Below are 15,575 nucleotides of genomic sequence, written 5' to 3' on the forward strand. Positions count from 1 at the left end.
GCGCATCGTTGCCTCGAGCCTCTGCCCGGTAATCTTGAGGGTATGACAGACACCATCGACACCACCTCGTTCACCGTGCCGCAGCAGCGCAAGATCGTCACGGCGATTCCCGGCCCGAAATCCGACGCGCTGCACGCTCGCCGTCTCGCCGTGGTGCCCGTGGGTGTTTCGTCTGTTCTGCCCGTCTACATCGCCCGCGCGAATGGCGCGATTCTGGTCGACGTCGACGGCAACCAGTTCATCGACCTCGGCGCCGGCATCGGGGTGACCACCATCGGGCACACCCAGTCGGGCGTGGTCGAGGCCGCGACAGAACAGCTGAACGACGTCACCCACACCCTCTTCACCGTCACGCCCTACGAAGAGTACGTGCGCGTCGCCGAGTTGCTCGCCGAGCACACCCCCGGGTCGTTCGCAAAGAAGACCATGCTCGCGAACTCCGGTGCAGAGGCCGTCGAGAACGCCGTCAAAATCGCCCGCAAGTACACGCGCCGCGTCGGCGTTGCTGTGCTCGAGCACGCCTACCATGGCCGTACCAACCTCACCATGGCCATGAACTTCAAGGCATCGCCGTACTCCACCGGCTTCGGCCCGTTCGCCGGCGACGTCTACCGCGCCCCCAACTCGTACCCCTATCACGACGGGCTCTCGGGCGCCGAGGCGGCCAAGCGCACCATCGACTATCTCGAGAAGACCGTCGGCTCCTACGACCTGGCCTGCCTCGTGGTCGAGCCCATTCAGGGTGAGGGCGGTTTTGTGATCCCCGCCGAGGGGTACCTGCCCGCGCTTCAGGCCTGGTGCACCGAGAAGGGCATCGTCTTCGTCGCCGACGAGATTCAGAGCGGCATGGCCCGCACGGGCGCCTATTTCGCGAGCGAGCACTTCGGTCTCGAGCCCGACCTGGTGCTTTCTGCCAAGGGAATCGCAGGCGGTCTGCCGCTCGCCGCCGTCACAGGCCGTGCCGAGATCATGGATTCCGCACTACCCGGCGGTCTTGGCGGCACCTTCGGCGGCAACCCGGTCGCTGCCGCGGCTGCAGTCGCGGTCTTCGGCGAAATCGAACGACTCGGCCTGCTCGCAGAGGCCACGCGTGTCGAACAGACTCTCTCGGCCGGTCTCCTCGAACTGCAGAAGAAATACGACATCATCGGCGAGGTTCGTGGTGTCGGAGCCATGATCGCCATCGAACTCGTTCAGCCCGGCACCGGCAGCACCACGAAAGAACCCAACCCAGCCGCAGTTACCGCTCTCGCGGCCTACGCCGCACAACACGGCGTACTCATCTTGACGGCCGGCACCTACGGCAACGTTCTGCGCTTCCTGCCGAGCCTCACCATCAGCGACGCCCTCCTCGAAGACGCCCTCAGTGTTCTCGACGCCGGCTTCGCAACCCTCGCCGAGTGACCACGACCAGCACGTTCACGGCCACGGAGGCCGTCGAACTAGCCGTCGTCGAGCGCAGCGGCTTCGTCGAATCGCGCCACATCGGCTCGGCCGTCGTGGTCGGGGCGGCCGGCGAGGTGCTCCGTTCGCTCGGCACTCCCTCGGCGCCCGTCTTTCCACGCTCCTGCCTGAAGCCGTTCCAGGCGCTCACCGTACTCGAGGCTCTGGAAGCCGCCGAGCTCGCGGCCGGCGAAACCGGAATCAGCGGCGAACGCACCCGCGACCACGCCGCAATCGTCCACGGCACCGGAAACGGCACGGGCACCGGCTCCACCTCCAGCTCCGAGCCTGCGACCTTTACCGGCACTGGTACTTCCGCTCGCAACGGCACAGGCACAGGCACAGGCACAGGCACAAGGTACGCCGCAGGCAGCGACGTTGCGCTCGACGCCGTGCAGACGGTGCTGGCCACGGCCAGCCACGCCGGTACACATCGGCACGTCGAGGTGGTCGACTCTATCCTCGCCAAAGCAGCACTCGGCCGCGATGCCTTGCAGTGCCCCGCAGACTGGCCCGGAGACTCCGCCACGCGAGACGAACTCGTGCGAGCGCACGAAGGCCGAGCATCCGTCTACATGAACTGCTCAGGCAAACACGCAGCCATGCTCTACGCCTGCCAGGTGAACGGATGGCCGACCGAAACCTACCTCGACCTCGACCACCCGTTGCAGCAGAAGATCGCGCAGAACGTCGAGCGGCTGACCGGCGAGCCCATCTTCGCCACCGGTATCGACGGCTGCGGCGCCCCGATTCACGCCGTTTCGCTCACCGGGCTAGCCCGAGGCATCGGCCGAATCACCTCTGCCACCAGCGGGCCCGCCGCCACCCTCACGGCCTCCGTTCTAGCCAACGGATGGGCCATCGACGGCCCGGGCCGCGCCAACACCCTCGTCATCGACGAGTTGCACGTGCTCGCCAAGCTCGGCGCCGAGGGAGTCATGGTGATGTCGGTGCCCGGCCGCGCCACCGTCGCCCTCAAAATGCTCGACGGCAACCTCCGTGCCGCGTCTCTCGTAGGACTCACCCTTCTCGTCTCCGCCGGCGCCCTCACCCAACCTCAGCTCGACGCCCTCCTTCCCCGCCTAGACCTCACGGTCTACGGCGGCACCACCCCCGTAGGCACCATCCGGCTCTCGCCCACCCTCACCTAAACCTCAGGGTCTACCGCGGCACCACCCCGTGGGCGCCATTCGGCTCTCGCCCACCCTCACCTAGACCTCACGGTCTACCGCGGCACCACCCCGTGGGCGCCATTCGGCTCTCGCCCACCCTCACCTAGACCTCACGGTCTACCGCGGCACCACCCCGTGGGCGCCATCCGGCTCTCGCCCACCCTCACCTAGACCTCACGGTCTACCGCGGCACCACCCCGGTGGCGCCATCCGGCTCTCGCCCACCCTCACCTAGACCTCACGGTCTACCGCGGCACCACCCCGTGGGCGCCATTCGGCTCTCGCCCACCCTCACCTAGACCTCACGGTCTACCGCGGCACCACCCCGTGGGCGCCATTCGGCTCTCGCCCACCCTCACCTAGACCTCACGGTCTACCGCGGCACCACCCCGTGGGCGCCATTCGGCTCTCGCCCACCCTCACCTAGACCTCACGGTCTACCGCGGCACCACCCCGTGGGCGCCATTCGGCTCTCGCCCACCCTCACCTAGACCTCACGGTCTACCGCGGCACCACCCCGTGGGCGCCATTCGGCTCTCGCCCACCCTCACCTAGACCTCACGGTCTACCGCGGCACCACCCCGTGGGCGCCATTCGGCTCTCGCCCACCCTCACCTAGACCTCACGGTCTACCGCGGCACCACCCCGTGGGCGCCATTCGGCTCTCGCCCACCCTCACCTAGACCTCACGGTCTACCGCGGCACCACCCCGTGGGCGCCATTCGGCTCTCGCCCACCCTCACCTAGACCTCACGGTCTACCGCGGCACCACCCCGGTGGGCGCCATCCGGCTCTCGCCCACCCTCACCTAGACCTCACGGTCTACGGCGGCACCACCCCGGTAGGCGCCATCCGCGTGTCCCCCACCTTCGCCTAACCAACCCCGCCCCCACCCTCGCCCACCTCCTTTCGCCCGCCCTTGCTCACCCGGTCCCGTGCACCCTCCCCGCACGCGAGTGCGTCGCCCACGAGGGATTCACGCAAAAGCGCCCTATGCCAGGCGATAGCGGGCTTTCGCGTCAAATCGATCACGAAACGACAGGCAGGAGGCCCCCCACGGTCAGTCGCCTGTGGATAAGTGCCGCTGTGCAAAACTCCGAGCGGCCACCATGGGTTCATGCGTAGACGAGAACCACTTCCACCGACCCTCACCGACGCGAGCTTCTCTGTTGCAGAGGCCGAAGCGCTCGGAATCGGCCGCAAGCGATTGGCCAACCAGGCGCTGCTTCGCCCGTTTCACGGAGTTCGCGTTGAGGCAGGCGCCGTGAACAGCCCGATCGCCGCATTCGCACCCCGTCTGCGCACGAACGAATGGTTCAGTCACCAATCGGCAGCGCGCCTCTGGCACGTGCCGCTACGCGACCGCGAGCGCATGTCTGACGCCGTTCACGTCACGGTGCGCGCGCCCGCAGGGGCATCGCGAGCACGAGGAGCCCGCGGGCATCAGAGCGCCGCCGAGCATCCCAGCGTTGTACGAAGGTTCGGATTACCGTGCAGCGACGCAGCCGATACGTGGCTCAGCCTTGCCGGCGCGTTCTCCATCGCTGAAACTTGTGGTCGCCGGGGATCATTTCGTGCTCGAGCCTGAAGTGCTCGACCCTCGTGACCTGCGCCCGTACGTGACGCTCGACGAGCTTCGAGTGCGAGCTGACTCATTTCACGGGGCAGGCAAAAGCCGAGCATCCCGAGCCCTCGAGCTGATTCGGCCGGGGGCCGAGTCGCGACCCGAAACGCTACTTCGCCTTCTGATGCAGGATGCCCGGCTGCCCGAACCGGCAGTGAACCCCGTCATCTACGATTCGACCGGCCGACGCATCGGTCGTGCAGACCTCGTCTACGCCGAGCATCGGGTGATCATCGAGTACGACGGCGACCAGCATCGCACGGATAAGCGGCAGTACCGAAAAGATGTCATCCGCTGGCAACGATTCGCCCGAAATGGGTGGGATGTGCTGCGCTTTCACGATGATGACCTCTTCGCCCGCCCCGCCAAAACGATCGCGCAAATCACTGAGGCACTCGCTCTGAAGGGCTTCCGCCCCCTCCCGACCCTTCTCGGCGCTGACCGGTTTGACGCAAAAGCCCACTAAGACGCCCCATAAGGTGATTTTGCGTCAAACGCGCGGCGCGAAGAGGTGAGGTGAGGTGCGCAGAGGTGGGGAGTGGTGAGGTGAGGTGAGGTGAGGTGAGGGCGGCCAGCGAGAAGAAGCCGGCGGGAGGCGCGCGCGGAGAGCGCCGCGCCTAATGCAGGCGCGCCAAGCGCTTCGCGCGCGCCGCACGCGTGACCTGCGCCACGACCACGATGACGATCGCCAAGATGAACACCGCCGACGCGATCACATTCGCCTCTGCCGGAATACCGCGCGCCGCCGCGATGTAGATGAACTTCGGAAAGGTATCGACCGCGCCCGAGTTGAAGTTCGTGATGATGAAGTCATCGAAGCTCAACGCGAACGACAGCAGCGCGGCGGCAGCGATCCCGGGCACCAGCAGCGGAAACGTGATGCGCCAGAACACCGCAGCAGCAGACCCGTACAGATCGCGCCCGGCCTCTTCGAGCGCAGGGTCGAGCGACGAAACCCGGGCCTTCACCGTCACCACTACGAACGAAATGCAGAACATCGTATGAGCGATGATGATGGTGCCGAGCCCCTTGTTCACCCCGAGCGAGAGAAACTGCGCCGCGAGCCCCGCCCCGAGCACCACCTCGGGCGTCGCCATCGGCAAGAACAGCAGCAGCGAGATCAGCGAGCGAGCCCGAAACCGGTACCTCACCAGCGCAATCGCAATGGCGGTGCCGAGTGCCGTTGCCAGCACGGTCGCCACCACCCCCACGATGATGCTGTTCGTGAATGCCTCACAGACGCCCTGCGCATCGCAGACGTGAGTCCACTTGTCGAGCGTGAACCCCTGCCACGCGATGTTCAGCTTGCCCGAGTTGTTGAACGAGAAAACGAACGTGTAGGCGATCGGTATCAGCAGAAAGATGAGCGCCAGAGCCGTGTAGATCGGCAGCCCAAGCCCGCGAAACCGGATGCGCGAACGCCGCCTGGGCCCAGCCGGCACCGGCGCCTCCAGCGTCGACGCAAGCCCACCCGGGGTCGTCGAAGCGAACCGCGAACGAGAAGCAGTAGCGCTCATATCAGGTCTTCCGTTCCCGCTCGTCGCACATAAATACCCACGATGATCAGAATCACCGCCATCAGCACGATCGACAGCGCCGCCGCTATCGGATAGTTCTGCAGCACCAAGAAGTTCGCCTCGATCGCATTACCCACCATCGACGTCTGCGACGAACCCAAAAAGTCGTTCGACGCGTTGATGTAGTCACCGGCCGCCGGGATGAACGTGAGCAGCGTTCCCGACACGATGCCCGGCATCGACAGCGGTATGGTCACCTTGCGAAACGTGGTCCAGGGCGAAGCATAGAGGTCAGCGCCCGCCTCGATGTACCGCACGTCCATCCGCTCGAGCACGGCATACAGCGGCAGCGTCATGAACGGAATGAAGTTGTACGTCAACCCGAACACCACCGCGAACGGCGTGCCCGTGATGTGCCCGTCTGTTGGCAGCACCGACAGCGCCTTCAGCACCGGCACCACCGGCCCCTCGTCGCTGAAGATCTGCTTCCACGCCAGCGTTCGCAGCAGAAAGCTGATGAAGAACGGCGCAATCACCAGGGTCAGCAGCAGACTCTGCGCGAGCGGCCAGCGCCGCATCTTCACCCCGATGAAGTACGCCATCGGGTAGCTGATCACCAGCGCGAACACAGTCGCGAGAATGGCGTACCCGAAGGCCCTGAAGATCAGCGGCAGGTACTGCCCCACCGCATCGGTGTAGTTCTGCCACTGAAACCCGGCAGAATACTGCCCGATGTCGCCGTCGATCACCGGCTGCTGAAACGACGTGAAAATCAGCGAGATCAGCGGAGCAATGAAGAACAACAGCAGGTACAGGATGCCCGGCAGCAGCAACACGAGCGCGATCCAGCTGCGCTTGCGAACCGCCGGCTCGGCAGCCGTGCTCGTGGGTGTCGAGAACGCGGTGAACGCCATGGCGCTTACGCCTTCTCGAGCGCGGGTTCGCTGTCGAACCCCGAATCGTCGAGCCCCGCCGCCACGGCAGCGTCATGGACGCCCGCCGCCACCTCATCGGGCGCGTCTTCGAGCCCGAAGCCGTGCTCCACCGCCCAGCTCACCCACACCTCGGCGCCGACATGCACTACGGGCCCGAACACCATGTTCTGCGCGAACACCACCACATCGCCCGCACCAGGGATCGCGATGACATACTGCGTGCTGACACCGCTGAACGACACGTCGACCACGCGGCCCGAGCCGAGCACGTTGCGCCCGGCCTCGGCCACCGGCGCCGACGTCAGCAGCGTGAGCTTCTCCGGGCGCACGCCCACCGTCACGGTGCCCGACCGTCGCGGGGCGCGGGCCACGGGCACGGTAATGGATGCACTGCCCAGGGCCACCGTCAGTGCATCCGGTGTCGTGCCCGACACCTGCCCCGTGAAAAGGTTCGACTGACCCAAGAAGTTAGCGACGAACGCCGTACGGGGCAGTTCGTAGAGTTCTTCGGGGGCACCCATCTGCTCGATCTGGCCCTTGTTCATGACCGCGATGGTGTCGGCCATGGTCATCGCCTCTTCTTGGTCGTGGGTGACGTGCAAGAAGGTGAGCCCCACCTCGGTCTGAATGTCTTTCAGTTCGAGCTGCATCTGGCGCCGCAGTTTCAGGTCGAGGGCGCCGAGCGGCTCGTCGAGCAGCAGCAGTGCCGGCCGATTCACTATGGCGCGGGCCAGCGCAACGCGCTGCTGCTGCCCACCCGAGAGCGAACCCGGCTTGCGCGCGGCGAGATGGTCGAGCTCCACCAGCCGAAGGGCTTCGTGCGCCTTCTCGACCGGCGACGCGATGCTGCGCCGCCGCAGCCCGAAGGCGACGTTCTCGAGCACGGTCATGTGCGGAAAAAGCGCGTACGACTGAAAGACAGTGTTCACCGGGCGCTGGAACGGCTTTGTCGATGTGACGTCTTTGCCGCCGATGAGAATGCGCCCGGCGGTGGGTTCTTCGAGCCCGGCCACCAGCCGAAGCGTCGTGGTCTTGCCGCAGCCCGATGGCCCGAGCAAGGCGAAGAACGACCCCTCGGGAATGAACAAGTCAAGCGATTCGATGGCCGTGAAGCCGGGAAAGCGCTTCTGAATGCCTACCAGCTCGAGGTCGGCGCCCTTTTCGGCGAAGGTACCCGTTGCCACTACGAGCCCAGCAGAATCTTCTGGAACTGCGCATCGTAGTTCGTCTCTTCGGTGGGGGTGAGCGTGCGGAAGATGTGCACGGTCGACAGCGTGTCAGCGTCGGGGAAGATCAGCTGGTTCGACGCGAGGTCGGGGTCGATGGCATCCATCGCCTCTTTCGCACCGTCGACCGGCGAAATGTAATTCACCCAGGCGGCCAGTTCAGCAGCGACCTCCGGCTCGTAATAGTAGTTCATGACGGCCTCGGCGTTGGCCTTGTGCTTCGAGCCCATCGGCACGACGAAGGTGTCGTTCCAGAGCGTTCCACCCGAGTCGGGAATGGCGAACTGCCACTTGTTGCCGGCCGTCGCGTTCAGCGAGGTGATGTCGCCTGACCAGCAGATGGCGGCGAACGTGTCTTCGTTCTGCAGGTCGTTGAGGTACTGATTGCCCTTGATGTTGCGCACCTGGCCGTTCGACACCTGCTCGGTGAACGCATCGACGGCCTTGCCGTACTCGTTGTCACCCCAGCTGCCGGTGATGTCGACGCCCTGCGAGAGCATGATCAGGCCCATCGTGTCGCGCATCTCTGAAAGCACGCCGACGCGGCCCTTCAAGTCGGGGCTCCAGAGGTCGCTGATGCTCTTCAGCCCGTTGGGTACCTTCTCGGTGTTCCAGCAGATGCCCGCGAATCCGCCCTGCCAGGGCAGCGAAAGCTGTCGGCCCTTGTCGAAGTCGGGGTTCGCGAAAGCCGAAGAAAGGTTCGAGATGTTCGGAATCTTCGCATGGTCGAGCGTCTGAATGTAGCCGAGGCGCACCAGGCGGGCGACCATCCAATCGGTGAGACACACGGTGTCGGTGCCGATGTCTTGCCCCAGCGCGAGCTGATCTTTGACCTTCGCGTAGTAGGTGTTGTTGTCGTCGACAGCCACGTTGTAGGTGACAGTGATGCCCGACTGCTGCTGAAACGCCACGAGCGTGGGGTAGTTGCCTTCGTCGTCTTCATCCATGTAGGAAGGCCAGTTGTCCCACACGAGCGTCTTCTCGGTGGCCGACACGTCGGTTGCCGGGGTCAGCGCCGCCTTTGCCGCGGTGGTCGGTGCGCAGGCGGCAAGTGTCAGCGCACCTGCGCCGAGACCCACAGCGCCGAGAAACCCGCGCCGGGTCATGCCGAGGCGTTTCGCCCGTTGCATGGCTTGAGAATGCTTGATGGCTTCGATGATCATCGGGTCTTGTGGCGGTTGTAACGGCATCGGTGAGTTCACTCCTCGGCTGAGCGATCGGGGCGGCCAAAATGGGTGACTCGATACTCGCATACCCCGGGGCACAATCACACCAAAACCCACGAAATGGGCAATGTCGAAACATAATCTTCACGAAATCAGTATGCGTTTCGACTTTTCACCGACGATTTCGTTGCTGGCTCTTTTTCGACGCCCAGCGGATGCCCGGCAGTCGCGACCCCCGGCGGCAAACCTGCATGCGGGGCTCAGCCCGCGGCCACGTCGATCACCAGAACGGTCACGTTGTCGCGCCCGCCATTCGTCAGCGCGGCCTCGACCAGTGATGACGCGGTCTGCCACGCCGACCCCTCGCGCCCGAGGTAGTGCGCGATTCCGTGGTCGGTGAGTTCTTTCGTCAGCCCATCGCTGCAGATCAGAATGCGCTGGCCGGCAATGATGTCGAGCAGCGAGTAGTCGGGCACCGGCTTCTCATGAAACCCCACCGCCCGGGTGATGATGTTGCTGTCGGGATGGGTTTCGGCCTGTTCGGCAGTGATCAGCCCGGCATCCACCAGCTCTTGCACCACAGAATGGTCGACCGTGAGGCGTGCGAGCGACCCGTCGAGGTACTGATACACCCGCGAATCGCCGATGTTGAACACGGCCCACGTCGGTTCGCCGTCGACCAGGTTGAGCGCGACACCGGTCACGGTGGTTCCGGTGCCCAGGGTCGTGGTGTCGCCCACCAGGTCGATGTCGGTGAGTGCAAGCGACAGGGCCTCGTCGATGACGTCGCCGGTGGTGAACGGGTCTGCTCCCAGCTGACCGAGCCGCTTGACCACGGCATCGCTGGCGACATCGCCCGCCGCGTGGCCGCCCATGCCGTCTGCCACGGCGAAAATGGGCGGATGCGCGACCACGCTGTCTTCGTTGACCGCCCGCCGCCTGCCGATGTCGGTCAGAGCGGCCCACGAGACCACGAACGACCGCGACGGCGTCGTTGGGCTGGTGACTCGGAACGTCGCTGTTCTCTCGCCGATCTGCGTCACGCGAATTCTCTCTCTGACCAGCCGTCGATTGCGGGTGCAACAGCTTCTCGACATAACTGTAGACGAGAGTTCAGGCCCCGAAAACTCAGCCGATGTATGACATGACGTGCTTGATGCGCGTGTAGTCCTCGAATCCGTACATCGACAGGTCTTTTCCGTAGCCCGAGTGCTTGAATCCGCCGTGCGGCATCTCGGCCACGAGTGGAATGTGGGTGTTGATCCACACGCAGCCGAAGTCGAGGTTCTTGGCGAACCGCATGGCGCGGCTGTGGTCTTTCGTCCACACCGATGATGCGAGGCCGAACTCCACATCATTCGCCCACCAGAGCGCCTGAGCCTCGTCGGTGAACTTCTGTACGGTGATGACCGGGCCGAAGATCTCGGTCTGAATGGCCTCGTCGGTCTGGTGCAGGCCCGACACGATGGTCGCCTCGTAGAAGTAGCCCGTGTCGCCTTGGCGGTGACCACCGAGCTCGATGTTCGCATTGTCGGGCAGTCGGTCGATGAAGCCGGTGACCCGGTCGAGCTGGTTCTGGTTGTTCACCGGGCCGAACAAAATGCCATCGGTGCTCGGCGCCCCGGTCAGCGCGTTCTCCTTGGCGTACGCGGCCAGAGCCACCACGAATTCGTCGTGGATGCCCGCCTGCACGAGAAGGCGTGTCGCCGCCGTGCAGTCTTGCCCCGCGTTGAAGAACCCCGCGGCCACGATGCCCTCAATCGCCAGCGGAATGTCGGCGTCGTCGAACACGATCACGGGCGCCTTACCGCCGAGTTCGAGATGCACCCGCTTCAGATCGGCAGACGCGGCCTTCGCCACCTCCATACCGGCTCGAACCGAACCCGTGATCGAGACCATCTGCGGGGTGCGATTCTCGATCATCCCGGCGCCCGTCGAACGGTCGCCCGTGATCACGTTCAACACGCCCGGCGGCAAGAACTCGGCCGCCACCTCAGCGAGCAGCAGCGTCGAGGCCGGCGTGGTGTCAGATGGCTTGAGCACGGTCGTGTTGCCCGCTGCCAGGGCGGGGGCGAACTTCCACACCGCCATGTTCAGCGGGTAGTTCCAGGGGGTGACCTGACCGATCACGCCAATGGGTTCGCGCCGGATGAACGAGGTGAAGTCTTTGAGATACTCGCCCCCCGCGCGCCCCTCCAAAACGCGAGCCGCCCCCGCGAAGAACCTGATCTGGTCGACCGACACCAAGATCTCGTCGGCGACGATGGAGCCGCGCGGTTTGCCGGTGTCGAGCGACTCGGCGTCGGCAAAGTCTTCGGCTCGGGCCTCCATGGCGTCGGCGATGCGAAAAAGGGCTAGCTGCCGCTCTGACGGGGTCGACTCGCCCCAGCTCTCGAACGCGATCGCCGCGGCGCGATAGGCTCCGTCGATGTCGGCCGCGTTCGAGATGGGAGTGGTTGCGTAGACCTGCTCGGTGGCAGGATCAATGATGTCGAGGCGTCGATCGGCCGACGCATCCACGTATTCACCGTTGACGAAGTTCTTCAATTCACGAACGCTCATGCGGCCATCCTAATGCGAAGCCGACATTCAGCACGAGGGCAATTTCTGTCGTTTTCATAGGTCAAATGACGTATTTCCTTCGGATTCGCTTGCCGATGCCTATTTTCACTGACAGAATCGAGCCATGAGCACCAAGGCACGCGCGCCGCATCTCGACGAAACCTCAAAGGCCATCATCGAGCAACTGCAAGACGATGGTCGCCGATCGTACGCCGAGATTGGCAAGGCCGTGGGGCTGAGCGAGGCCGCCGTCAGGCAGCGCGTGCAGAAGCTCACCGAAACGGGCGTCATGCAGATCGTGGCCGTGACCGACCCGCTGCAACTCGGTTTCTATCGTCAAGCCATGGTGGGGCTCAAGGTCACAGGTGACACGCGAGTCATAGCGGATGCCCTGGCAGAACTCCCGGCGGTCGACTACGTCGTTCTCACCGCCGGTACCTTCGACATCATGGTCGAAGTGGTGTGCGAGAACGACGACGACCTCATCTCCCTGCTGAACAACGACATCAGAACGCTGCCCGGGGTGCTGTCGACCGAGACCTTCGTCTATCTGAAGCTGCACAAGCAGCTCTACAACTGGGGAACGAGATAACTCATGACCATCACCGAATCAACGGCCGCGGCTGCAGCCGCTCGCGGAACAGGCGTCACCGACTCGTCGATCTCGTCGAAATTCGACGAAGCAGACCTGCAGCAGAAGGCGAAAGACCACCTGTGGATGCACTTCTCCCGTCAATCCGTCATGGAAGACGGCCACGGCGTGCCCATCATCGTCAAGGGTGAGGGCCACCACATCTGGGACAGCCAGGGCAAGAAGTACTTCGACGGCCTCTCGGGCCTCTTCGTGGTGAACGCCGGGCACGGGCGGCAGCGGCTTGCCGAGGTTGCGGCGAAGCAAGCCGCTGAGCTCTCGTTCTTTCCGTTGTGGTCGTACGCGCATCCGTCGGCCATCGAGCTTGCCGACAGACTCGCCGACTACGCCCCTGGCGACTTGAACCGCGTCTTCTTCTCCACCGGCGGCGGCGAGGCCGTGGAAACCGCATTCAAGCTGGCGAAGTACTACTGGAAGCTGCAGGGCCGGCCCACCAAGCACAAGGTGATCTCGCGCAACGTCGCCTACCACGGCACGCCGCAGGGTGCGTTGGCGATCACCGGCATTCCGGCCATGAAAGAGATGTTCGAGCCGGTCACCCCCGGCGGCTTTCGGGTGCCGAACACGAACTTCTACCGCGCGCCGGAGCACGCCGACAATCTCGAAGAGTTCGGCGTCTGGGCGGCGAACCGCATCGAAGAGATGATCGAGTTCGAGGGGCCCGAAACGGTGGCCGCGGTGTTCTTAGAGCCGGTGCAGAACTCGGGTGGCTGCTTTCCGCCGCCCCCTGGCTATTTTCAGCGAGTGCGCGAGATCTGCGACAAGTACGACGTGCTGCTGGTCAGCGACGAGGTCATCTGCGCGTTCGGCCGCATCGGCCACATGTTCGCCTGCGACGAGTACGGCTACGTGCCCGACATGATCACTTGCGCAAAGGGTATGACGAGCGGGTACTCCCCTATCGGCGCCACTATCGTCTCCGATCGCGTCTATGAGCCGTTCAAGCACGGAAACACGTCGTTCTACCACGGCTACACGTTCGGCGGGCATCCGGTGTCTGCTGCTGTGGCGCTCGAGAACCTCGACATTTTCGAAGAGGAGAAGCTGAACGAACGGGTGCGGGCTAACTCGCCCGCGTTTCGTTCGACGCTCGAGAAGCTCAACGATCTGCCGATCGTGGGCGATGTACGCGGCGACGGCTATTTCTTCGGCATCGAACTCGTCAAAGACAAGGTCACCAAAGAGACGTTCGACGACGATGAGTCAGAGCGCCTGTTGCGCGGCTTCTTGTCGAAGGCGCTCTTCGAGGCCGGCCTCTACTGCCGGGCAGACGACCGGGGCGACCCCGTGATTCAGCTCGCGCCCCCGCTCACCATCGGCCAGCCCGAGTTCGACGAGATCGAGGGCATTCTGCGCTCGGTGCTCACCGAGGCCTGGGCGCAGCTGTAACTCGCCGCGCGATGTCAACTCCGCGCGCAGCGCCGCCTCCGCCCGCCGCGTCGCCTCCGCCCGCAGCGCCGCCTCTGCGCGCAGCGCCGCTTCCGCCCGCCGCGCCGTCGCGCCCGTCCCGCCCCCTCCGGGCCTCCCACTCCCGCCGCCGCCTTGCGGCTCCCCCGTGCCCAGGTGAGCCCATTGCGACTTGTTGAGCCTGGTAGACCGGTCTCATTTCGACGTAAGGGGCTCACATACCGAGCCTCAGCTGACCCCACGAACGGATGATCGTGCAGAACTACTGGAGCGAATGGGCTTCGAGCGAGCTGGCGCCGGGCGGGCATCCGCGGGCCGCACTCGAAGGTGACCTCGACGTCGACGTATGCATCGTGGGCGGCGGGCTCACCGGGTTGTGGACGGCCTACTACCTCGCCACAGCAGACCCTTCGCTCTCGATCGCGGTACTCGAGAAAGAGACGGTGGGATTCGGCGCCTCGGGGCGCAACGGTGGCTGGTGTTCGGCGCTGTTTCCGCGCTCGGCCGCGTCACTCGAGCGGGAGTATGGATTCTCGCAGGCCGTCGCCATGCGCCGCGCGATGATCGACACGGTGGCCGAAGTGGGCGCGGTGGTCGCCGCCGAGCACATTTCGTGCGATTTCGCACAGGGCGGCACCCTCGTCTACGCGATGAACTCGGTGCAGGTCGCGGCGGCGCGCGCCGACGTCGCCGAGGCGCGCCACTTCGGCGTCGACCAACTCGAGTACCGCGACTACGTCGCCGGCCCGGGGGCGTCTTCGGCCGACTACGCAGCGAGCTCACCTGCGGCGGCACAGAGGTCTGCAAGGGAGACGGTCGCCGGCGACGTCGCGGATGCGGCTCCGGCGGCTTTCGCGTCGTCGGGCCACCCTGCTGGGGCGCTCGGCGCCACCTTCGACCCGGCTTGCGCACGCCTGCACCCCGCGAAGCTGGTGCACGGGCTCGCCGCAGTCGTCGAGGCGCTCGGGGTCGCCATTTACGAGCACACCGAAGTCACGTCGTGGCGGCCGCGCGAAGCGACTGTGGCGACGCCGCGCACGAGCGACTCGCACGTAGCCGCGCCGACAACCGCGCCGGCATCGGCATTGGCATTGGCATTGGGCCGCGCCGACTCGCGCACCTCCCGCGAAACGCCCGGGACGCGCACGACCGTACGCGCCGAGCACATCGTCATCGCCACCGAGGCGTACGGCGCCCAGCTTCCCGGCGTCGGCCGCCGCATCATGCCGCTCTATTCGCTCATGATCGCGACCGAGCCGCTTCCCGACGCGTTCTGGCAGCAGGCCGGTCTGCCACACGGCACCACTTTCAGCGACTACCGGCACCTGCTCATCTACGGGCAGCGCACGGCCGACAATAGGTTCGCGTTCGGCGGGCGCGGAGCGCGGTATCACTGGGGTTCGAGCATCCACTCGTCGTATGACCAGGTTCAGCGCGTGTTCGATCACCTGCGCAACACCCTCGTCGACCTCTACCCCGACGCGTTCGACGCTGAAATCACGCACCGATGGGGCGGTCCGCTCGGAGTCGCGCGCGACTGGCACGCCTCGGCGAGCTACAACCCGCGCACCGGTGTCGCGTTCGCGGGCGGATACGTGGGCGACGGGCTCAGCACCACGAACCTGGCGGGACGCACCCTCACCGCACTCATCACGGGATCCGACGCGAGCCTGCTCCCACACAGCAACGACCTCACTCGTCTGCCGTGGGTGAACCACCTCTCACCGCGTTGGGAGCCCGAGCCGCTGCGCTTCATCGGCGCAAACCTCGGCCTCGTATCGGCAGACCTCGCCGACCGCGAAGAATGGATGACCGGCCGCCCCTCCCGCACCGCGAAGCTGCTCGGGCCCCTCACCGGCCACTGACACCCT

The 15,575-nt window shown here is 65.2% G+C and carries 13 protein-coding genes; 7 read left to right on the top strand and 6 right to left on the bottom strand.

Going from position 1 to position 15,575, the window contains the following annotated elements; translation table 11 throughout:
- Positions 1-42: 42 nt before the first annotated feature.
- The 4 genes from gabT (at position 43) to IEX24_RS09350 (ending at position 4,705) form a co-directional block, all read left to right on the top strand.
- Positions 43-1,404: a 4-aminobutyrate--2-oxoglutarate transaminase gene (gene gabT / locus IEX24_RS09335; RefSeq protein WP_188677262.1), complete on the top strand. Its 1,362-nt coding sequence runs from the start codon at positions 43-45 to the stop codon at positions 1,402-1,404.
- The gene (locus tag IEX24_RS09340; protein WP_188677265.1) at positions 1,401-2,594 is read left to right on the top strand and encodes an asparaginase; all 1,194 of its coding nucleotides are present in this window, start codon (positions 1,401-1,403) and stop codon (positions 2,592-2,594) included. Before gabT ends, IEX24_RS09340 begins: the two co-directional genes overlap by 4 nt.
- A gap of 1,138 nt (positions 2,595-3,732) precedes the next feature.
- Positions 3,733-4,203 (top strand): hypothetical protein, encoded by a 471-nt coding sequence (locus IEX24_RS09345; RefSeq protein WP_188677268.1) that lies wholly within the window; start codon positions 3,733-3,735, stop codon positions 4,201-4,203.
- Positions 4,190-4,705: an endonuclease domain-containing protein gene (locus tag IEX24_RS09350; RefSeq protein ID WP_188677270.1), complete on the top strand. Its 516-nt coding sequence runs from the start codon at positions 4,190-4,192 to the stop codon at positions 4,703-4,705. Before IEX24_RS09345 ends, IEX24_RS09350 begins: the two co-directional genes overlap by 14 nt.
- Before the next feature lie 151 nt (positions 4,706-4,856).
- Here the strand turns inward: IEX24_RS09350 and IEX24_RS09355 are convergent, their stop codons facing one another.
- The 6 genes from IEX24_RS09355 to IEX24_RS09380 all read right to left on the bottom strand — a co-directional run bounded on the left by IEX24_RS09355 (position 4,857) and on the right by IEX24_RS09380 (position 11,645).
- The gene (locus tag IEX24_RS09355) at positions 4,857-5,756 is read right to left on the bottom strand and encodes an ABC transporter permease (RefSeq protein ID WP_188677273.1); all 900 of its coding nucleotides are present in this window, start codon (positions 5,754-5,756) and stop codon (positions 4,857-4,859) included.
- Entirely contained in the window at positions 5,753-6,670 is a 918-nt protein-coding gene (locus IEX24_RS09360) for an ABC transporter permease (protein WP_188677275.1), read from the bottom strand. Before IEX24_RS09360 ends, IEX24_RS09355 begins: the two co-directional genes overlap by 4 nt.
- A gap of 5 nt (positions 6,671-6,675) precedes the next feature.
- Positions 6,676-7,875 carry an ABC transporter ATP-binding protein gene (locus tag IEX24_RS09365; RefSeq protein ID WP_188677279.1) on the bottom strand — a complete coding sequence of 400 codons (1,200 nt, stop codon included), beginning with the start codon at positions 7,873-7,875 and terminating at the stop codon, positions 6,676-6,678.
- Positions 7,875-9,107, bottom strand: coding sequence for an ABC transporter substrate-binding protein (locus IEX24_RS09370; RefSeq protein WP_188677281.1), 1,233 nt, complete (start codon positions 9,105-9,107; stop codon positions 7,875-7,877). Before IEX24_RS09370 ends, IEX24_RS09365 begins: the two co-directional genes overlap by 1 nt.
- A 236-nt stretch (positions 9,108-9,343) precedes the next feature.
- Positions 9,344-10,126 carry a PP2C family protein-serine/threonine phosphatase gene (locus IEX24_RS09375; protein ID WP_229715204.1) on the bottom strand — a complete coding sequence of 261 codons (783 nt, stop codon included), beginning with the start codon at positions 10,124-10,126 and terminating at the stop codon, positions 9,344-9,346.
- 85 nt (positions 10,127-10,211) lie between these two features.
- The gene (locus IEX24_RS09380; RefSeq protein WP_188677287.1) at positions 10,212-11,645 is read right to left on the bottom strand and encodes a gamma-aminobutyraldehyde dehydrogenase; all 1,434 of its coding nucleotides are present in this window, start codon (positions 11,643-11,645) and stop codon (positions 10,212-10,214) included.
- Between the two features lie 124 nt (positions 11,646-11,769).
- On the opposite strand from IEX24_RS09380, the gene IEX24_RS09385 reads away from it, so the two are divergent.
- From IEX24_RS09385 to IEX24_RS09395, 3 genes are all read left to right on the top strand, one after another.
- A complete protein-coding gene (locus IEX24_RS09385; RefSeq protein WP_188677290.1) occupies positions 11,770-12,237 on the top strand; it encodes an Lrp/AsnC family transcriptional regulator in 468 nt (155 codons plus the stop codon).
- A gap of 3 nt (positions 12,238-12,240) precedes the next feature.
- On the top strand, positions 12,241-13,686 hold the full coding sequence (locus tag IEX24_RS09390; RefSeq protein WP_188677292.1) for an aspartate aminotransferase family protein: 1,446 nt from the start codon (positions 12,241-12,243) through the stop codon (positions 13,684-13,686).
- Between the two features lie 266 nt (positions 13,687-13,952).
- Positions 13,953-15,569, top strand: a complete 1,617-nt coding sequence (locus tag IEX24_RS09395) for an NAD(P)/FAD-dependent oxidoreductase (RefSeq protein WP_188677296.1) — start codon at positions 13,953-13,955, stop codon at positions 15,567-15,569.
- Positions 15,570-15,575 lie beyond the last annotated feature (6 nt).

Source organism: Subtercola lobariae, assembly GCF_014640255.1.
Classification (GTDB): Bacteria; Actinomycetota; Actinomycetes; order Actinomycetales; family Microbacteriaceae; genus Subtercola; species Subtercola lobariae.